Here is a 19,031-nt window from a genome sequence, read left to right as displayed (position 1 = left end):
GGCTCAGTGAATGAGCATGCCGCCATTGACGTCGATCACGGCACCGGTCACGTAGGCGGAAAGATCCGAAGCCAGGAAGGTGTAGATGCTGGCGACATCCTCTGCCGTGCCAAGGCGATTGAGCGGAATGCCTTCCAGGATCTTCGCCCTCATCTCGTCGCTCAGCTTGCCCGCGGTGATATCGGTGCCGATCAGGCCGGGCGTCACACAATTGACGCGGATGCCGTCCGGACCGAATTCACGGGCCATCGCCTTGGCGAGACCAAGCACGCCGGCTTTGGCGGCCGAATAATGCGGGCCGCCAAAAATTCCGCCGCCACGCTGGGCCGAGACCGACGACATGCAGGCGATTGATCCGGACTTGCGCGCGCGCATGTGCGGGATCACGGCCTGGGAGAGGAACAGAACACCTTTCAGATTGACGTCCTGGATGCGATCCCAGTCGGCCGCCGTTATTTCCAAGAGCTTCACCGGTTGGGTGATGCCAGCATTGTTGATCAGAATATCGATGCTGCCGAAGGACTCGATCACCCGGGCGACGGCCTGCTCGCAGGACGATTTGTCGGCGACGTCGCACCGAAGGCCGATGTGGGACTTTCCAAGCGATGCTGCAGCGTCGGCATCGATGTCCAGAATGGCGACCCGAGCTCCCTCGGCAGCGAACCGCCGTGCCGCGGCAAGCCCGATGCCGCGCGGCGATGCTGCGCCCGAAATGATGGCCGTCTTACCGCTGAGCAGCATCAGTTTCTCCCGCAAATTGTTTTTCCCATTGCACGGCTAGGAATGAACCGCGGACGCGCAACGGACAAGCGCACAGTTGTCACGGATCGATGAATCTGGTTCACTTATGGGATGCTGTCCAATGTTCCGATATCGGCAATTCGCGCCTTTGAAGCCGCTGCCCGCACTGGATCATTTCGCGATGCGGCGAATGAGCTTCACCTGACGCCCAGCGCGGTCAGTCATGCCATCCGCAAGTTGGAGGACACGCTTCGGACCGTATTGTTTGAGCGCAGCGCGCGATCCGTGCGGCTCACGCCAGCCGGCGAGAATCTGATGCGCCACACCGGAGCGGCTTTCGACCAACTCCGCCGCGGTCTCGAGGAAGTCGCCGCGCGCGGACCGCAACTGGTGCGCGTCCACTCAGCTCCGAGCTTTGCCGCGCAATGGTTGGCACCGCGGCTTGCACAATTTCTCGCCGCCTATCCGAAGCTCGAGGTTCGACTGGCTGCAAACACGGACTACGCGCGTTTCAGCAATGACGATTTTGATATCGACATTGTCTATGGTCCGCCGCGTGCTGAGGGCGTCGAAATTGTTCCTCTCCCCGAGGAGACGGTCACCCCGCTCTGCTCCCCGGCGCTTGCAAAGTCAATCAGGAATGCTGCCGATCTCCTCGATCGAACCCTTATCCGTTCCGACGTGAAGCAGGTTCAGTGGCACCAATGGTTCACGGCGAACGGATTGGAAGCACCTGCGCTCCACGGGATGAGGTTCGATCGCAGCTTTCTTGCAATCGCAACGGCTGCGGAGGGATTGGGAGTAGCGTTGGAATCAACGCTCCTGGCCGAACGCGAACTGGCGAGCGGGCGACTAGTTGCGCCGCTCGCAGGGCGAGCCAACGATATCCGCTACGTCGGCCATCGTCTGATCTGCCCGCGCGCCAGCCGACAGAGAACTGCGGTACGAGCCTTCGCGGATTGGCTCGTGGCGCAACTCGCTGGCGCGACCGTGGGTTCCTCGCTCTAATATCGAAGTCAAGCCGAGCAGCCCGCAACCAACCAAGCGTGCGGCTGTTTTGCGTCTCGAGCTCCGATGGTCGCGTCTTCAGCGCATCGAAGTCGGCGCCCAAGCAAACGGGCCTCCATAAATCCTCACAATCGTATCAGTCGTGCCCATTATCCGAGGTGCCACCATCGGGGTGGCGGAAGATCGTAGATTGGCGTGCAAAATCGTACGATTGGTAGCGAGCGCCGCGAGGGCGCTAGCTCTGAGACGTCGTTTCAAAGCATCGCGGAGCAGCTCAATGCAGCAGGTATCGAATAGCTGGATCGATGTGTGGAAGATTGAGGCTGAGCGAGCGCTGTTCGTCGGATATAACCGGGCGCTGACGAACTACTATGCGCGTGCTGAAGGAGGAGCGGGGCCGCGACCATCTGCCGAAACAGGAATTGGGAATGGACAAGGTCGTCTGTATTGAGGGCGCGCTTCACAACGGCGGGCTGCCGAGCTTTTGGAGTGAGCCCAGCGAGCGTACTCCGATGACGAAGGCGCGAGCGGGAGCACGGCGCGGTGCTCTGCCAAAGGCCCAACGGCCTCGGGAATCGCACCGGGTCGAGGCCCATCGGGCGACGATCATGGCTGTGCTCGAGGCCTCGCCCCGATAGCACTATCGATGAACTGCGGCACAGCTTGAGCAAAGAGGGCCTATGCTTTGGCTATGGCACGATCCGCCGCTTCTTCGAGCGTCACAAGATCACGCGCAAAAAGAGACTCCCATGACGCAGAGCAAGACCGTCCGGACGCTTCGAAGGGCGCCGAGGCTTGCGCGAGAGCCAGGACAAGGTCGACCGGGATCGTCTCGTCTTCATGTGTGAGACCTAGGCATCGACCAAAACGGCGCGAACACATGGTCGCTTCAGGCGCGACGAACGCCTGCGGGCACCATGCCTCATGGCCACTGGAATACGTGTCGTAGCCGCTCTCGCTAGATATGGCATCATCGGTCCTTGGGTGCTCGATGCCGGTAGGACTCCCATCGGCGTCCAAAAGGGCCTCCTTTGATCAGCGTGCTCTGCTGGTAGCGCGGTAGAGACGCATCACCGTGGAACGTGGTATTACTCGTGCGAGATCGACCTGGGATTTTGTGGGGCGCTCCGCGCTGCTGCGACGATCGTTGCCGACGATCCCATCTTTGGGAAGGTTTGTCACGGCGGCAACAAGGAGACGTTCGCTAACAGCCTGCGTATCTGGCCACGTGATGGCGTGCGGCGACGGCTCAACGTGCGGCTCCAGTCTCTCCGATTGGACTTGGTGCTACTCGACGCCCGACTCCGGGCGGATCGACCGATCATTCTGAATTTGGGGGAGGGGTGGATCAGCCTTGCGCCTGAGCCCTTTACCCCATCTGCATCGGGAGTGACGGTAGAATTGCGGTACAATGACGGGAGGAAGCGCAAGGAGTCGTCGACATCACGGACAGGCAGATCGTCGTCCGCTTGCCTGCGGCGCGCTTACCGCGGGTTCAGGTTCGCTAGATGTTTAGCCCCTGCCTTTGATGGTGCATCCTTATCGCACCATTGCAAGGAAGCGCCATGGGACATGATTTGAGACCGGAAAACTCGACCATTTATGACTAGAGTATTCGAAACTCTTGCGTCATGACGCTTTGCAACGACTACTTCGCGTGGCCGGCCGAAATAGGGACTTCGTCTCACGCATGCTTCAGGACGTCGCGGGTGACCTTGCCCCCATATGTGGAACGGCCCGCGTGGCAAGAGCTTTTTCAGTCGATTTCACACATTGGAACGGTGCGGTCATATGTCCGGCCTTTGCGCGCGGCACATGGCCGCTGGCCTCGATGAGATCCGCGGAACGAGGGGCTAAATCAAGTTTACGCGTTTGAGCGCATTGGGGGCAGTAGCTTCACTCGTTTCGGGATGTCGTCCCATGGGTTCATCGGCTGTTGTTGCACCTTGCCCTCTGCCGGCCTGCGCCGGTCAGATCGCTTTGGCGGTCACTGCGTCCAGCAGACGGCGGCCGCGGCAGTCAGCGGGTCGGGACGTCGGTACGTCCCGCCCTTGTTCAGAAGCGCCCAGATGATCCGCGCCGTCTTGTTGGCCTGCGCGACCGCGGCAACCTTGAAGGGCCGTCTGGCGAGAAGCGCCTTCAGCCACGGCCGCGCCCGAGCGTCGTTTCGGACAACCCGCAAGACGGCCGTCGCCCCGACAACGAGCAGAGAGCGGAGTTCCGGATTTCCCATCTTCGATATTCCTCCCAGTCGCTCTTTGCCTCCGCTTGAATGAGGCCGCGGCGTCAATCCGAGCCAGGCGGCAAAGTGGCGAGCCGACTTGAACCCGCCGGGATCCGGCACGAGCGCCTTGATCGTCGCCGCCGTGATGGCGCCGACGCCAGGTATCGTGGTCAACCGACGCATGTCCTCGTCGTGCTTGGTCTCCACAACAATCGCGCGCTCGAGCCTCTCGATTTGGTCGGCTGAAGCTTCAATCTCGTCGGCAATAGCCCTCAGCGCGAAGCGCGCTGCTGCGGGCAGGCGAGCATCTGTCTCATCCCGTACGATTGCGATCAGCGCCTCAACCTTTGCCAGGCCAGCGGTGGCGATGATGCCCAATTCAGCCAGATGCGCGCGCAACGCGTTGACCGCCTGCGTTCGCTGCCGCACTAGAAGTGCGCGGGTCTTCAGCACCATCGCGGCAGCCTGTTGCTCGGCCGTCTTGATCGGGACGAAGCGCATGGTCTTGCGGGTCACCGCTTCGCTGATGGCCTCTGCGTCCGCCGCATCCGTTTTGCCTCGCTTTACGAAGGGTTTGACATAAGCCGGCGGAATAAGCCGCACCTCATGACCGAGAGCTGCGATCTCGCGCGCCCAATAGTGGGCGCTACCGCAGGCTTTCATCCCCACCAGGCATGGTGGCAGTTTCTCGAAGAAGCGCAGAACCTCGCTGCGCCGCAATTTCCTGTTGAACACGGGCGAGCCCTCCGTATCCGCGCCGTGAACCTGGAAAACGTGCTTGGCCAAATCTAACCCGATGGTGCTAACCTGTTTCACGGAACGGTCCCTCCTTTGTGGCGTTCGAACAACGACCACGTTCTAGCACTTTGATGCTGTTGGAGCGGGCCGTTCCACCACATCAAGTTTTGTCCAGTCCTGAGTTCGCCCCGGCTGTTGGATTTACCCGAATGGGCGATGGTAGCGACGGGAGCTGGTGCGGAGCCATCGGCGTAGCGCAGCGCCAGATCCCATCGCGGGTTGCAGGTGAAGGCAAACTCCGATGGTGTTTTCCATCCGAGTTGCGAGTGGGGTCGCGTATCGTTGTAGTCGACCCGCCATTGCCGCGGCGGTAACGCAGAAAAAGTCATACCAGCCACGGGCGAGACGATCCTGCTTCATGCTTATTGGGATAGCTTGTTCGGCGGCTATTCGCCAGTGTTCGGAGCGATCACCGACGCCGAGGACAAATTCAACGGTGTCGTGCCAGATTCCGCGAAGGCTCAGATTCTCGATCCTGCCACCTGGGCCCAAGAAAGCTTCGAGCTGGCCAAGCAGAATGCTTATGCAGCTCCCATCCCGAATGACACGACACCGGTTCAACTAACTCGAGATTATGAGACCAACGCTCGCAACGTAGCTCGCAATCAGGCTGCGCTTGCCGCGGCACGATTGGCCAATCTGCTGAACCAGATGTTGAAATGAATTCGAGCGTCACACGCTTCGCTGCCAGGCGTTCGCCAAAGGAAACCGGCGAGGCGGGTAGTCGCGCTGAGTGTTCGGCGCATATCGCCCTGGCCGCAAGTGTTCCTGGTATTGCGAAACGTTGAAGAATACTCCTCCTCCCCAAGCACGAGGCCGTGGCGGTTTGCATGCTGATCTCCTATCGAGCTGATTAGGCTCCATAGGAAAGACCGAAATTATGCTCAGTTCGCCAGCCGGACGTCGTCCGAGAATCCCATAGATACAGGCTCCTGTTCCTGCGAGCTGCGCACAATCACGGGGGTGTGCCTAATCCCGCTTATGTCGAGATTTACATAAGCGCGACGACCGGCCCTTCGCCGGGTTCCCGCCGCCGGCAGCGGTGATTACGCCTCGAGCGACCCACGAAGCGAGCATCCCCAGATGCATCTGGCGGTCTTCGCCGGCGTCCTGCAAGCCGGTTGCTACAAAGCCGATCAGAGAATTTTGCCTTCCGTTTATTGTCGGCGTCAGCTTACGGACAGCTAAGCTGCTTATCGGCGGCGCCAGGTCTAATGACCTGAACACAATGCAACAACCATAGGAGTGTGGTCGCCATGGGCGGTCGAATTAACAATTGGTCGGATGCTCCATCCGCTGATGAGTATCATTACGCGAGCTCCCCGGAGCACAGGAATGCTGACTATTTCGCGGACGCGTTCGGTAGAATGGGATTGCAGGATTCGGGTGCCAGCTCATCCTCGCAGCCGAGTTATTACCTCACTTCAAGATCTCCCGTTGTTGAGATCGACCAAGCCGAATTCCGGGAACGGGTGAGGAGTTTTCATGGTGACGAGATCAATCATATCGCCAGCAATCCGCAGGAATACTCAGAATTTGTATCCGAAAGAGCCAGGCGCACCGCGGATGTCGCTAGCAGTTACGCGATCCGAAGGGATTCTGATGCCGCGCGATATTACAGCTACCAACTGGGAAATAGGAGCGTCGGCCTCCAACGAACGGAAGCCGGATTTCCTATGGCGGCTGAGTTCACCAGCCAACGGTGGCGAGAACAATTCCCCGGACGAACTGACGTCACATCAATCGTGGATTTTCAGGTTGCTCATCCGCTCGTCGGCAACGCCGGCGATATTCTGCTTGAGCACCAACTACAGCAAGACGGCGAACGGCCGCTGGTGAACTGGCGTCCTGCCAATGATGAAGCGAGAGCCCGTGCAGAACAAATGGGCTTCGTTCATGTAGATCACAATGATATGGTACTCGATCCCACCCAGTCCAGACAGTGGAGATACAGGGGTGGTGAATGGCAACGTGCAACCAATTCTCCGATGTATCTCTCCAAAATCAAAACGCCGAGTGATGATGAACCTTCACCAGAGTCCGATTCGGATGGAGACTTTATGTGACGTGAGATCTCCACCAATCGATTGAGGTGGAGCAGGAGCGCAGACCAACCGACACCTGCGGCTTACGATCGAGCGTTGGACGGAACGAAGCCGAAGTCAAATTCGGCTCAATCCGGAGGTGCGCTACTGACCGCACCGCGGCGGTTTAGGAGAGTTGGTGCCTGTAACAGCAAAAAAGAAAATCCCGGCTTCCAACCGGGGTTTTCGACTTTGGCCCGGGCGGGAGAAGCGGATTGCCTATGGCATGCGCGAGCGTCATTGCGTCCGCGCCATCAGAATTGCGGGTACCACGCATCATCATCGGGCAGCTCCCATTCCCGCAGGCCGGCGACGTATCTGGTCAGAGCGATCACGCCCGTGATCGTGGCTGGCTTCGACCGAATGAGCACATTTGCATGCTCCGTGAGAGCCAGGTTCGTTTGGCCGGTGACTTCGTCGGCGGCAGCAAATTCGGCACCATCCTCGAGCTTAGCCGAAAGCGACGCCGCCGCATCGTAGTGCGCGGACAGCTCGCGGTGGCGCTCGATTACTACGAAGATCAGATCCCGATCGGCTGCAGCAACCGACGGCGTGTAAATTTCTTGCGATGACAATGTTGGCCCCGAGCAAATATGAGGCGCCCGTAGCCCTTACCGGGGAAGGCTATGAATGTTGGACCGTCCGCAGGCACTACACGTAACTTCAGATCGAGCGTGAGGGCCGCCATGCCAATCCTTTGAACGGGAAAATTGAAGGCGCCCGAAATCGTCGAAGAATCCAAACAGGCTAAATCTCACCAAAGCCGTCGGTCGTGTTGCAGACACCCATACGGAATCAACCGACGCAGCCGCGACGTTAGCAGCGCTGTCATGACTAAAGTCGGCGCACATTACTCGGTGTGCGCTGGTTTTCTGCGCAGCCAAGCGCTGTCAGTGTGATCATCGTCGATCCGATCTCGGCGTATATGGGCGGCAGCGATGGCAACGGCAACGTCGAGACCCGGGAAGTCCTGGAGCCGTTGGCTCGTTGGCCGACATGGCTAACCGCCTGGGCATCGCCGTATTCGCCGTGACGCAGCTCAACAAAGGTGGAGGTGGGAGCAAACGGAGCGCCGTGAACCGGTTCGCCGGGTCGGTTGCGTTCGTGGCTGCAGCTCGAGCTGCGTTTGCCGTGATTGAAGATCTCGATGACGACGAGCGGCGGTTCTTGCTCCAGGCCAAGGACAACCTGGGAAGAAGTGCAAGGGGCTGACCTTTCGGCTCTAGCAGCGCCTGGTCAGCGAGGACGTCATGTCATCGAACGTCATGTTCGAGGGCGACCACGTCAGCAATTCGATCGACGAGGCGCTGTCTGCCTCGGAGAACCGCGGAGCCAAGAAGGGCCGCGATCATTTTTTATCAATCGAGCCCGTCTGCAGGCGCTGTCTGCTCTTTACCCGAGTGTCCCGCTGGGGCATTTTCCGCGTGTAGTACGCGCGGGAGAGAACGCGCTCGGGCACCTCGAACTCCCGGGCTGTCCGAATTGTCGGATCACCATGAGATGGTTTCGGTCGGAGTTGGTGCGAGACACTCCGGAATCGATAATTGCCCACCTTCTTGTCTGCCCAAATTGCAGGCGCGCTCAGTGTGACCGATACAACGCACGCCGGTGCCGTTTCGCCGTACAAAAATGGGCGCCCTCGTTTCCGTGTGATCGAAGGGGGACTGTAAGGTCGCCGCCTTAGCCGTCTATCGGCCTCGGTCCACATCAGACCGATCACCTAGCTCCACCGACAGCCGGTTATCTGGCGGATGATGTCGGCCGTCGTGACGTACTTCCCGTCCTTCTTGCTGCTATTTCGCAGTATCTCGCCAATTATCCGATATTTCGGCTTCTCTGAGCCGGCGGCTCCGCACGTTGGCCGGTTTTCTCAGACCAGGGATTGATGGCGATGGTTCCCGCCTCGACGGCGTACGTGAGAATGCCGCCAAGAAGCCCGGCCGTCCGCGTTGCCACTGCGAACAATGACTTTCCCGCGTAGCTTTTTTGTCTTGACCGAGGCTCGCGTCTTGCCGGCCATGATATCCTTCAGTACCTTTGATGTCTGCCTTGGTTTGTCTCACGCGCCGCCTGCTAAGAAGCGGGATGATATGGCGCTCGAATGCGGCGGGTATCGGTGATGATGGTACTGGGCTTCTTCGGCCGTCCACCCTTTCCTAGGATAGGGCCGGCGTTCAGATCGTTGAGGTAAAGAGCGCAGAGCTCCTTGACGGTGATCGCCTTGCCAGAGCTGGCGTTCCTCCGCGGGATTGTCGCTCTGTGCGACACGCCCCAATTGGACCTTCGCCTCCTGCCTCGGCTTTTGGGCGGTCCAGACGCCATGCAAGCCAATGGTGTAGCGGCGCGAGCGGCCGCTGTATTGGATGACGCAGCTACGCTTGGCCGGAAGTGAAGATGCGCAGACCGAAACCAGCAAAGGTCACGTCGTGTCGCGGATCCAACACGATCTCCAGATCGTCGTCCTTGCGCCGGCTCAGAGCGGTGTTGCTCATGCTCGCTCCATCCGTCGCATCGGCCACGGCGTTGCGTCGGACCGGACCGCGGCAGCGCGCGCACGGCGCGCCTCCTGCGACGTCAGGCCGGCGAACGCTGGTCTCGCCCCTGAGGGTCGCTTCGGTAGCGGGTGGCCGAGGTCTGGTAGTACTGCGTGGACATGGCCGCCATGGCCTCGATTAACGATCCCCACGGCGCCGGAAAGCACTCTTCCGCCGTCACCCGGTACAGCATGCGCGTATAGCCGGCCAGCTCGTCGTTAAGGAACTCCACCGCAGGCATAGCTGGATAGCGCTGAAGCAGCAGGATCGCCGCGTTGTCGGCCTCGCCGGCCAACGTGTCCTTGTCGCGTCCGTGCAGATCGTTCTGCAGGCGCCCTATCACAGAGATGAGTCGCAGGACCTGGCGAAACGCCGGACGCGCGCGCAAGGTCGCCATGTCCAGCCCCCACAGCAACGACAGGCAACAGAACACGTTGGCGTAGGCTATCGAATCGATGCCGTTATGCAGGTACTCGGCGTAGGACCAGCGTTCCGGCCCTGCCGCCTGCGCGTGTCCGGCGCGGAGCGCCGCGCAGTAGCGCCTAGTATCGGCGAGAAGCTGAGCATAGTCGCGATGATCGTAGGCTAGCGCGGCCAGCGAAGCGCGCAGCACAGCGCAGCCCTCGAATCCGGGGAGCGCGCACGGCTCGCCCTGCCCCAGCGCCAGCTCCACCGCGGCGAGCTGCTCCGGCACGATCAGGCCAAGGTCGTTGCAATCGTCGAGCCAGAACAGCAGCGCCAGTTCGCGATAGAACGCCACGATAAGTGTTTCGTCCTGCGGATCGCGACCGGTGCGGGCGCTGATGTCACGCAGGCTCGAGCGGATACGCTGCAGAATGTACTGGCCACCGCTGACCGCTTCCACGGCATGCTCGTCAGCGAACCCGGTCAGGGAACGCCCCCACTCCAGCACCTGATGCAGCGCGCGTTCTGCCGGGATCATGGGGTCGCTCCTGCTCTCTCGGTCAGGACGGGCCGCCCCCAACGAAGCGCCAGCCACAAGCCGGCGAGTTCGGCCACGCGCACGACCCGAGTGGGGCAATACAGTTCCTTGCCGATCCACAATGGCGTTTTCGGCAGTGCATGCGCCGCATGGCGGGCGAGCATCCACTCTAGCGCACGCGCCACCACCTGTGCGATGCGCCGGCGCCCTGTGGTTTTTTCTCTCTCGTCCATCACGCGTAATGCGAACAACGCATAGGCGGTTTCCTCGAATGTGGACGCGCGACCGGCGCCCCAGCCGCCGTCGCCGCGCTGCGCCTGCAGCAGCGCCGCCAGCGCGCGCTCGTCCCGCCACTGGGGCTTGCCTTGCGCCAGCGCAGCGACCGCATGCGCGGTGGGATACAGCCACGAAACGTGCCATTTTTCGTTGTCCCATAGACCGTGCGGGTTGCGATTGGCCTCGACGTAGGCGCTGGTGCCGGCGGCCGGCTTTCCCAACAGTCGCAACGCATGCAGGGCGTGGATGTTGGTCGACACCGAGGCATTGCGCTCGCCGGGGAAGGTGACGAACAGCTCGCCGATTTCAAAATGGCGCAACGCATTGACCGCCGCGTCGCGGCCTGCAAGGTGCAAGACGCATAACGCAACGGCCGTGTCGTCCGCATCAGCCGCGAAATGCAAGGCCGGACCCAGACCGCGCACGCTCAGGCGGGCGTCGAGCTGCGCGACAATCACGCGGACCGGCTCGGCGAGCGCGGGATGCGCGAACAGCCCGGCCAAATGAAGGGTGTACAGCGACCAGCATGGCTCGAACACATTGATCGGCCACACGTTGGGAACGACGCCTTCGATGCCGCTGCGCGTCGCCCGCGATGCCATCTGGAGATACGCATCCGCGCGCCCGACCTGTGGCGTGCTTCCCCGCGTCACGGCGTACGCACGCCACGCGGCGGTGGCCGCCGGACTGATGCCGATGCTGCCCTCGTCATCCGGGTATGCGGTCGTCGGCGACGTCCCCCAGGCTTCCCAGGAGTGCAGCAACGGATGACCGCTCGGCAACATCGCCAATGCCCGCAGCTTGTCCAGGCACGCTTGTCGCAACGGCAACAGCGCTGGATGGCGCGGAAACGCCGCGTCACCCAGCAAGGATGCGGCCTCACCGCAAAACTGCGGCAGGATCAACTCCGCGCCGATCGGCGCGTCTTCCGGCACCGCATGCGCGTAGGGATCGGGTTGGACCTGGAGGAACCGGATTGCAGCCCCGACAGCGTCGGCAGCACCGGGAAGAGGATCGGCGCGCTGCAATGCCAATAACGCTGCCCAGGTGGGCGCATGCCGGAACAGCGGGAAGTCCGCGCTTCCCCATCCGCCGTCGGCCTGTTGCTGCGCGATGAGCCACGCGTATGCGTCCTGCCGACCGGTGACGTTGCCGTGGAAGCGCAGCACCCGCGCCGTGTCGTAGACGGACGGACCGACGCTGCCGCCATCGCTCATTTCGCTCAGCAGGCCGCGCAATTCGGAAAGAATCTGTTCGGACAGCGCGTTCACGATGGATGTTCCTTATGCAGACGATTGAAGAGAACCGGGATCGGGCAGACGCAGCCCATGTCGCCCGCATGCTCGTCGCGTAGGGAGCGCCGGACGGCCGCCCTGCTCCGGCGTGGCGAGGTCCCCGATGCTCGCGCCGGTCCGCCGCGTAGGCTTGCGCGCGGGGCGCCGCGTGCGCCGGGGCGGGCAACCGCTGCGATCGGCACCGCGACTCGGACAAAGTGCAGCATCTCTCGCCGTCGATCGCAGCGGCACGAGGGCGTGTTCATCCGGACGGGCGCGCTCATGCGCATGGCGCGTGCTTGAAAAGATACGCGTTGGCCCGCTCTAGGAGTTGCGCCAACCGTTCCGCACGCGGTCCCAGCGGCGCGATGGCCTCCCCGGCATCGCGCAACAGATCCAGCGCGAACTGGCGTGCTGCCTGCAGTCCCATGATCGACGCGCAGGTCGGCTTCTGCGCCGCCGCGTCCTTGCCGGGGGTCTTGCCCAGCGTCGCGGCATCCGCTGTCACGTCGAGAATGTCATCGATCACCTGCAACGCCAGGCCGAAACAGGCGCTGTAGTGATCGAGCGCACAGTACAGCGCAGCGTGCGCGGCATTCTCCGCTAGAGCGCATAGGGCGCCCATGCGAACGGACGCGCGCACTAGCGCTCCGCTCTTCATCCGGTGCATCGCCACGATCCTGTCCAGCTCGACGTGCTTTCCCACCAGAGACAGATCCAAGGCCTGCCCGCCGGCGGCACCCTCGGCTGACACCGCCTGCGCCAGTTCGCGCACGAGCGCGATACGGTTGTCGCCCGGCGCGTCCAGGCTCGCCAGGGTCAGGAAGGCGTGCGCTTGCAGCGCATCCCCGACCAGGATCGCTGTAGCTTCGCCGAACTTGACGTGCACGGTCGGAAGGCCGCGGCGAAGCACGTCGTCGTCCATCGCGGGCAGATCGTCGTGGACCAGGGTGCAGGCGTGTATCATCTCGATGGCGGCGCCAACGTCATCGAGCATGTGCGCCGGCGCGTCGGCCAGTGTGCCGGCAGCCAGACATAGCAAGCCGCGGGTGCGCTTCCCGCCATGCAAGGTGGCGTAGCGCATCGCCGCCATCAGCTCGGTCTCACCGTCGTGTTGGGCGCAGAGAAGACGCGCCAGCACCTGTTCGATCCGGTTTGCGCCCTCATGCATCCAGATCTCGGGCAGCAGCCCGCCGGATGCGCCCCGCGCCTGCGCGCCCAATCCGCCGAGCGCGGAATCACCACTTCTGTCATCCTGTGGCGTAGAACCGGGCTGCATGTTGTTCATGTCCTTGTCCCTGACAGGCGAGCCGCCGCGGTGTTGTCTGCGTCGCACCGAGCGCGCGCCGAGTGCAGCAATCCCGCGCCTCGCCAGCGCCCCTGCCTCACCATAGGGGCATGTGATGCCCAGCTCATGAGAATCCGATGCGGATAGTCATGGACGGATGTGCGGTCGGGTAATAGCGGCGGCCTTTTTCGACGCCGTTCAGCAACCGCGGCCGCGTCCCGCCCTCGTGCATGGTCAGCGCCAAGGCGACGCAGAACTGCACCAGTTCCAGACATGCCAGGTGGTAGCCGATGCAGACGTGTGGGCCGGTCCCGAACTGCAGCATGTCCACCGGCCGGATAGGCTCGGTGCGTTCCAGCCACCGCGCCAGGCGAAACTGATGAGGCGCCTCGTACAGCAGCGCCGAGGTCGAGAAATGCAGCACCGGGATGCATAGATCGGTGCCCGCGGGAATGCGCCGTTGGCCGAGTCGCAATTCACGCACTGCGCGACGCACCAGGAGCGGCGTCGGCGGATGCATGCGCAGCGTCTCGCGGAACAGCGCTTCGGCGACCGGACACTGCGCCAAGTCCGCGTGCCGGGTCGGCACCGCGCCCACGCGTTGCGCCTCCTCGACCAGAGCGTCCCACAGCCCAGGCTGCCGCGCCAGCTCGATTACTATCCAGGCCATAGTCGACGCCGTGGTGTCGTGACCACCGAGCAGCAGCAAGCGGATATTGGCGACTAGGACCTCATCGGAGAGCGCATCGTCGCTCCGGTCGAAGGCGCTCACCATGTCGTTGATCAACCCGGTGGGCGCGGCATGTTCGCGCGCGTCGCGAACGAACTCGCGCAACCGCGCATCGATCCAGTCTCGGGCGGCCCGACCGCGCCGCAAGGGCAGTCCGGGCAGGTCGACCGGGGGCGCGACGATCAACTGCAGAAGTTGCCGGTACTTGCGACGCCATTCCGGCAGGTCCTGCGCGGGGATTCCCATGAGGCTGAAGATGAGTTTGAGCATTAGATCGCCTGTTTCGCGCAGGATGGTTACGTCGCCCCGGTCGCGCCACCTCTGCACCCGCGCCCGGATGACGGGCGCGAACAGCTCGCCGATGCCCGCCTGGGTCAGCGCCGTGGGCAGGAACGCCGCCTGGATCGCGCCGCGCGCCTGCCGGTGCGCGCCGCCGTCCTGGGCGACCAACGTTCCACCGAACAATTCGGGCGCGATATCTTCGATCAGCGCCGAGGACACATCCTTGTGGCGGAGCAGTGCGATCGCATCCGGATCCAGACAGGTCACCATGTGTCCGGCAGGGCCGAAGTCCAGCCAAAAGTGGCTGCCCAGCGTCCGTTCCGCACGCCGCAGCAGGCGCGGCAGGTCGCAGACGATAGCGGGAAGGTGCCCGACCAAGGGGAAAGCGCCGGGCACGACCGGGATGTCGTGCCGCAGCCGATCTCGACGGTTCAGCGGGTTGAGCAGCATGTCCATCACCAGCGCGGCGACGCAGCCGCTTCGGCGGTCTCGCCGGAAGGCGGCGCGGCGCGGCTGTTTCCACCGTCGGCGTACGTCGGCACATGCGCCAGCATGCCGCCGTCGATGCACACCACTTGGCCGGTGATGAACGCAGCATCGTCAGAGAGTAGGAACGCCACCAGCGCGGCCACGTCCTCGGGGCGGCCGACGCGCGGCAGGAGCTGGTGCCGGCGGAGATGCCGTTGCATGCACTCGTCCAGCTTGGCCAGGAGACGCTCGGTCATGATGAGACCCGGCGCAACCGCGTTGCAGCGGATCTTCGCATGACCGTACTGGGTGGCGAGCGAGGCCGATAGCATGTTCATCGCCGCCTTCGATGCGGCGTAGGACGTCAGCGTGGTGTCACCGCTGAGCCCCTGGCACGACGACATGTTGACAATCGCGCCACCGCCGCGGGCGATCATCCCAGGGATGGCCCGCCGGCAGCAGAGCAATGTGCCGCGCAGATTGGTTGCCATGGTCTCATCCCAGACCGCCAGGTCCAGGTCGAGGATCGCGCGGTCGCGCGGAGTCAGATGCATGGCGCCCGCATTGTTCACCAGGAGATCGACCGCACTGAAGTGCCGCTCCGCCGCATCGAACAGCGCTGCCACAGCCTGCGCCTCGGCAATGTTGATGGCCAGAGCCAGCGCGTGGCCCGCCTCGGCCGCGATTTGGGCGGTACAAGCCGTGGCCGCCGAACCATCGATGTCGGCGACCACCACTTTGCCGCCCTCACGCGCGATTGCGAGGGCGCATGCCTTGCCGATCCCGGCGCCGGCGCCGGTCACCACGGCCACCTTGCCTTCAAACCGTCCCATCGTGTCCTCTTGGATTGCGTTGGTCTCTCGCGGCATGCCGCTCCGCGTCCGCTGGAGAAGGCGCACTGTCGGCGCTGGCGCGCTCCTCACGGCTAGCTTCGCTTCTGATGACCCGAATGGCGGCGACCGGGCACTGGCTGGCTGCGAGACGCACGGCCGCGTGCAGCGCCTGCGGAACTGTCGCCCCGCACACTTCGGCCACGCCGTCCGATTCGCGCTGGCGAAAAATACCCGGTAGCGTCAGCGCGCACTGTCCGCTGGTTCCGCACAGATCCTGGTCGACTAAGACTCGCATCGCAGCCCCTGCGCATGCAGCCGCACCGGCAGCGCGCGGAACGTCCTAAGGAATGCGGAGGGCTCCCGGGTCGGCAGCTCGGCCAATGCCAGCGTGGGCAAGCGCGCCTGAATCCGCGGCAAACTTTCGGCCAACTGCACCCGGGCCAGTTGCGCACCGAGGCAGAAGTGGATGCCGTGGCCGAAGCTCAGCATGATCTTCCCGTCGGTCGACATGCCGGGACTAGTGCCGTAGAACCGGGAAGGATCGAAGCGGTCGGGATCGGCGAAGGCGTCGGAATCGCGATTCCCAGACGCGATCAGCACGCGCACGTCCGCGTTCTTCGGGATCACCACCCCGCCTAATTCGATGTCGTGCTGGGCGATACGCGGAATGGAGCTGAACATGGCGGGCGCGTCGCAACGCAGGACCTCTTCGACGAATGCCTTCACCCGCATGGCGTCTCCCTGCAGCCAGTGCCGCTGTTCGGGATAGGCCAGCATCGCCAGGACCGCATGGTCGATGGTCGCAGCAGTGGTGACGAAGCCACCCAGCAGCATGCCCCACAACATGCTGATCAACTCCGCATCTGAAAGCGTGTCGGCATCATCGTCGTGTGCGAGGACCAACATCGACACGATGTCGTGGCACGGATCGGTGCGCTTACGCTGTATGAGAGCGCCGAAGTAGGCCTTCACTTTGGCACTGGCCGCGTCCGCCGCGGCGAGCCGGGAATCGCTGGCGTGTGGGCTCAGGCCTTCCAAAATGGCGTCGTTGCCCGCGGCGAGCCCGAACATGTCGTCCTGGGGCATGCCGAACAGTTCGGCGAAGACCAGTATGGGCAAGGCCAGCGCGAATTCCCGATGCAGGTCCACGGCCTCCCCGCGCTCCAGCGCGGGCGTCATGCCGTCCAGCCGCGCTTCGACGATCCGCGCGATGCTCGGCCGCAGGTTGTCGATCTGGCCCATGGTGAAATCGCGCGAGATCAGCCGCCGCAGACGCGTATGCGTCGGTGGGTCCTTCATCGCTAGCGTGGAGGCCAGCAGATTGAGCGACAGGCTGGTCGCCGCATGCGGAAAATAGCGCGCCAGTTCGCCCGGCGGCGGTCCCCGAAACGCATCGCCCGTGGCCTTGAGGGCCCAGTAGATGTCGGCGTGGCGGCTCAACAGAAAAAGGCCCGACGCCGCGCGATGCACCGGGTCGTGCTCGCGCAACCACCGCATGAACGGATAAGGGTCGTGGATCCACGCTGGCGACGCCAGTTCGGCGAACGCGTCCCGGCATGCTGCCGTGGTTTCTTGCACGTCCATCTTCGTTACCTGTTGGCTGGCTGATCTGAGCGATGCAGGCAGGTGCGCCGGCAAACCGCGGACACGATTGCGTCCCCAGCGGCGTCCGCACATCACCAGAAAACCGGGAACTCCTCGAACCCGCCAGTGATGATCTCCTTGCGCAACTTCAATTGTTCGGGCGCGACGGCCAAGCGCAGCGCGGGAAAGCGCTTGAAGATCGAACCGAACACCGCCTTGAGTTCCAGCCTGGCCAGCTCTCCGCCGATACAGGAGTGCGGACCGTAAGAGAACGCCAGGTGCGGCTTTTCCTGGCGCCCGATGTCGAAGATTTCCGGCGCGTCGAAATGGCGAGGATCGAACGACGTTGCCGGCAGGCCGACCAGCACCTTGCTCTCGGCGGGAATATGCACGCCCGCGATGGTCACGTCGGTTTTCGGATAGCGCATGATGCCGTCCCAGCCCGCGCCCGGCGGATACATGCGCAGGATTTCCTCCACGGCCTTGTCCACCAGGGATGGATCGCCGACCAGGCGTTCGCGCTGTTGCGGATGGCGGAACATGGCCAGCAGGCCGCATTCGATCTGCGCGACGGTGCTCTCGTGCCCCGCCACCAGCATGCCTGCCGCCAGGCCGATTGCTTCTTCCTCGGTCGCCTTGCTCTGGTCGACCGCCGCGAGCAGATCCGTCAGCAGGTTGTCGCCCGGATTCTGGCGCTTGTCCCGCATCTTGTCGCGAATGTAGGCGCGCAGTTCTTCCCAGGCCAAGCGCGACGCCCTGCGCGGGCCGCTTTCATGCTGGTGCGTCATCACCTCGTCGGACAGCCGAGCGAAAAAGGCGTGATCCTCATAGAGCAGGCCCATCAGGGCGCTGATGACCATCGCCGGAAGCGGAAACGAGAGGTGGCGCCGCAAGTCGGCGGGCTGGCGCTGGGCCGCCAGGTTCTCGAACAACTGCGCAGCGATCGCCTCGACATGCGGCGTCAGCAGCTTCACCCTGCGGCTGCTGAAGGCCGGCGCGACGAGCGTGCGTAACCGGACATGCTCGCCCCCCTCGTGCGACACGAGCCACCCCGGCGAACCAAGAATCACCGAATCCGGGGTGAACGCCGTCGGCGGCATTCCCGCCGGCCGGAACGCCGCGTCCGACAGCGCCGCCTTGGCCTCGTCGTAGCCTGTCACCCACCAGCCTTCGTGCCCAGACGGGAAACGCACGCGGTGTATCGGACCGTTGGCGCGCAGCGCCAACATCTCGGGCGAGGGCTCGATGTGATCGACGCGCCACATCGGCAGCATCGGCAGGGGTTGTTCGGACACGGTAGCACTTCACTCTCTAAGCGATGGAGGGGCGCAAGGTGCCCACAGGCGCTGCGGTCACCGACTTTACGTGCGCTTGCGTTCACTTCTGTTGGTCGATGATGCAGCGGGGAAGGCAACCGAACCGTAGGGCGTCAAGTTGGCTTTAGCCAGCTACCGAATCTTGTAGTAGACTCCTAGGCTAAGCGCCTGGTGCCGCAAAACATATGCGGAAACTCTGTCGCCATGCGCTACCATACGGAAACCTATTTTAGATGGGTATCCGCCTATGTTGGTTGGCCTCATGCGCGTCTCGGAACACGGGCCTGCAGCGGGATGCGCTGCTCGGCTCGCCATCGTGACCTCGCTCGAAGGACAATTGGGTGCGTTCCACTCGCTGACCGAGAACCTGCACACGGCGATGCCCTCGGGCGAATTCCTGTTCCGGGGGGCGCCGCGCTCGCGCAGAGCGCGCTTTAATCTAGGACCATGTTGCAAGCCACTTGCGCACGTTCGCGTTGGCACCATTGCCAAACTCAAGAACCGCGTTCTCGTCGATGAAATACGCGGTTGCGGAATCCGGCGCGGCGCAACCTCGCCCGCCTCGGCTTCGTCATCGAACCCAAAGCCGGCTAGCTCTGCCAGCGCCAGCTTCCGCGGGAGATAGGGGCACCCTCGCTACGGCGAATT

General features: G+C 63.1%; 17 protein-coding genes and 2 pseudogenes. 6 read left to right on the top strand and 13 right to left on the bottom strand.

What is annotated here, in order from left to right:
* Positions 1-3: 3 nt before the first annotated feature.
* Complete coding sequence (locus QA642_RS09480) at positions 4-741, bottom strand: SDR family oxidoreductase (protein WP_283084414.1); 738 nt, start codon at positions 739-741, stop codon at positions 4-6.
* A 111-nt stretch (positions 742-852) separates the two neighbouring features.
* Here QA642_RS09480 and QA642_RS09475 point away from each other — a divergent pair, with 111 nt between their 5' ends.
* Both QA642_RS09475 and QA642_RS09470 read left to right on the top strand, forming a co-directional pair.
* Positions 853-1,749, top strand: a complete 897-nt coding sequence (locus tag QA642_RS09475; RefSeq protein WP_283084413.1) for a LysR substrate-binding domain-containing protein — start codon at positions 853-855, stop codon at positions 1,747-1,749.
* Positions 1,750-2,026: 277 nt separating this feature from the next.
* A complete protein-coding gene (locus tag QA642_RS09470; protein ID WP_271604429.1) occupies positions 2,027-2,200 on the top strand; it encodes a hypothetical protein in 174 nt (57 codons plus the stop codon).
* Between the two features lie 1,536 nt (positions 2,201-3,736).
* On the opposite strand, the gene QA642_RS09465 is transcribed toward QA642_RS09470, so the two are convergent.
* Both QA642_RS09465 and QA642_RS09460 read right to left on the bottom strand, forming a co-directional pair.
* A complete protein-coding gene (locus QA642_RS09465) occupies positions 3,737-4,789 on the bottom strand; it encodes an IS110 family transposase (protein WP_283084412.1) in 1,053 nt (350 codons plus the stop codon).
* A gap of 140 nt (positions 4,790-4,929) precedes the next feature.
* Positions 4,930-5,070, bottom strand: a pseudogene (locus QA642_RS09460) (integrase core domain-containing protein); the annotation flags it as partial.
* A gap of 28 nt (positions 5,071-5,098) precedes the next feature.
* Between QA642_RS09460 and QA642_RS09455 the strand changes: the two are divergent.
* Both QA642_RS09455 and QA642_RS09450 read left to right on the top strand, forming a co-directional pair.
* The gene (locus QA642_RS09455; RefSeq protein WP_349253871.1) at positions 5,099-5,434 is read left to right on the top strand and encodes a S1/P1 nuclease; all 336 of its coding nucleotides are present in this window, start codon (positions 5,099-5,101) and stop codon (positions 5,432-5,434) included.
* A 593-nt stretch (positions 5,435-6,027) separates the two neighbouring features.
* On the top strand, positions 6,028-6,837 hold the full coding sequence (locus QA642_RS09450) for an effector protein NopP (protein ID WP_283084411.1): 810 nt from the start codon (positions 6,028-6,030) through the stop codon (positions 6,835-6,837).
* A 272-nt stretch (positions 6,838-7,109) separates the two neighbouring features.
* Here the strand turns inward: QA642_RS09450 and QA642_RS09445 are convergent, their stop codons facing one another.
* Positions 7,110-7,430, bottom strand: a complete 321-nt coding sequence (locus tag QA642_RS09445) for a hypothetical protein (protein ID WP_283084410.1) — start codon at positions 7,428-7,430, stop codon at positions 7,110-7,112.
* Positions 7,431-7,842: 412 nt separating this feature from the next.
* Between QA642_RS09445 and QA642_RS09440 the strand changes: the two genes are divergently transcribed.
* On the top strand, positions 7,843-8,067 hold the full coding sequence (locus QA642_RS09440; protein ID WP_283084409.1) for a hypothetical protein: 225 nt from the start codon (positions 7,843-7,845) through the stop codon (positions 8,065-8,067).
* A gap of 38 nt (positions 8,068-8,105) precedes the next feature.
* Complete coding sequence (locus tag QA642_RS09435; protein WP_143130849.1) at positions 8,106-8,285, top strand: hypothetical protein; 180 nt, start codon at positions 8,106-8,108, stop codon at positions 8,283-8,285.
* Positions 8,286-8,578: 293 nt separating this feature from the next.
* Here QA642_RS09435 and QA642_RS09430 read toward each other — a convergent pair.
* The 9 genes and pseudogenes from QA642_RS09430 to QA642_RS09390 form a co-directional block, all read right to left on the bottom strand.
* A pseudogene (locus tag QA642_RS09430) lies at positions 8,579-9,308 on the bottom strand (integrase arm-type DNA-binding domain-containing protein); the annotation flags it as partial.
* A 121-nt stretch (positions 9,309-9,429) separates the two neighbouring features.
* Positions 9,430-10,332 carry a hypothetical protein gene (locus QA642_RS09425; protein WP_283084408.1) on the bottom strand — a complete coding sequence of 301 codons (903 nt, stop codon included), beginning with the start codon at positions 10,330-10,332 and terminating at the stop codon, positions 9,430-9,432.
* Positions 10,329-11,879 (bottom strand): hypothetical protein, encoded by a 1,551-nt coding sequence (locus QA642_RS09420; protein ID WP_283084407.1) that lies wholly within the window; start codon positions 11,877-11,879, stop codon positions 10,329-10,331. The genes QA642_RS09425 and QA642_RS09420 overlap by 4 nt, the downstream gene beginning before the upstream one ends.
* Positions 11,880-12,162: 283 nt before the next feature.
* Positions 12,163-13,161: a polyprenyl synthetase family protein gene (locus tag QA642_RS09415; protein ID WP_092220495.1), complete on the bottom strand. Its 999-nt coding sequence runs from the start codon at positions 13,159-13,161 to the stop codon at positions 12,163-12,165.
* A gap of 133 nt (positions 13,162-13,294) precedes the next feature.
* Positions 13,295-14,638, bottom strand: coding sequence for a cytochrome P450 (locus QA642_RS09410; protein ID WP_283084406.1), 1,344 nt, complete (start codon positions 14,636-14,638; stop codon positions 13,295-13,297).
* Positions 14,638-15,483, bottom strand: coding sequence for an SDR family oxidoreductase (locus QA642_RS09405; protein ID WP_092220485.1), 846 nt, complete (start codon positions 15,481-15,483; stop codon positions 14,638-14,640). The genes QA642_RS09410 and QA642_RS09405 overlap by 1 nt, the downstream gene beginning before the upstream one ends.
* Positions 15,470-15,778, bottom strand: a complete 309-nt coding sequence (locus tag QA642_RS09400) for a ferredoxin (protein WP_092220483.1) — start codon at positions 15,776-15,778, stop codon at positions 15,470-15,472. Before QA642_RS09400 ends, QA642_RS09405 begins: the two co-directional genes overlap by 14 nt.
* Positions 15,766-17,067, bottom strand: coding sequence for a cytochrome P450 (locus tag QA642_RS09395; protein WP_283084405.1), 1,302 nt, complete (start codon positions 17,065-17,067; stop codon positions 15,766-15,768). Before QA642_RS09395 ends, QA642_RS09400 begins: the two co-directional genes overlap by 13 nt.
* A gap of 92 nt (positions 17,068-17,159) precedes the next feature.
* Positions 17,160-18,362, bottom strand: a complete 1,203-nt coding sequence (locus QA642_RS09390; protein ID WP_283084404.1) for a cytochrome P450 — start codon at positions 18,360-18,362, stop codon at positions 17,160-17,162.
* Between the last annotated feature and the right edge of the window lie 669 nt (positions 18,363-19,031).

This window comes from Bradyrhizobium sp. CB2312 (assembly GCF_029714425.1).
Lineage (GTDB): Bacteria > Pseudomonadota > Alphaproteobacteria > Rhizobiales > Xanthobacteraceae > Bradyrhizobium.
This window is presented reverse-complemented; position numbering and strand designations above follow the sequence as displayed.

What these genes read in the sequence shown, in the direction of transcription:
- QA642_RS09435 (WP_143130849.1), top strand. Translation starts at nt 8,106, where the DNA reads ATGTCATCGAACGTCATGTTCGAGGGCGACCACGTCAGCAATTCGATC.
- QA642_RS09425 (WP_283084408.1), bottom strand. Translation starts at nt 10,332, where the DNA reads ATGATCCCGGCAGAACGCGCGCTGCATCAGGTGCTGGAGTGGGGGCGT.
- QA642_RS09410 (WP_283084406.1), bottom strand. Translation starts at nt 14,638, where the DNA reads ATGGACATGCTGCTCAACCCGCTGAACCGTCGAGATCGGCTGCGGCAC.
- QA642_RS09400 (WP_092220483.1), bottom strand. Translation starts at nt 15,778, where the DNA reads ATGCGAGTCTTAGTCGACCAGGATCTGTGCGGAACCAGCGGACAGTGC.
- QA642_RS09405 (WP_092220485.1), bottom strand. Translation starts at nt 15,483, where the DNA reads ATGGGACGGTTTGAAGGCAAGGTGGCCGTGGTGACCGGCGCCGGCGCC.
- QA642_RS09450 (WP_283084411.1), top strand. Translation starts at nt 6,028, where the DNA reads ATGGGCGGTCGAATTAACAATTGGTCGGATGCTCCATCCGCTGATGAG.
- QA642_RS09395 (WP_283084405.1), bottom strand. Translation starts at nt 17,067, where the DNA reads ATGGACGTGCAAGAAACCACGGCAGCATGCCGGGACGCGTTCGCCGAA.
- QA642_RS09470 (WP_271604429.1), top strand. Translation starts at nt 2,027, where the DNA reads ATGCAGCAGGTATCGAATAGCTGGATCGATGTGTGGAAGATTGAGGCT.
- QA642_RS09475 (WP_283084413.1), top strand. Translation starts at nt 853, where the DNA reads ATGCTGTCCAATGTTCCGATATCGGCAATTCGCGCCTTTGAAGCCGCT.
- QA642_RS09415 (WP_092220495.1), bottom strand. Translation starts at nt 13,161, where the DNA reads ATGCAGCCCGGTTCTACGCCACAGGATGACAGAAGTGGTGATTCCGCG.
- QA642_RS09480 (WP_283084414.1), bottom strand. Translation starts at nt 741, where the DNA reads ATGCTGCTCAGCGGTAAGACGGCCATCATTTCGGGCGCAGCATCGCCG.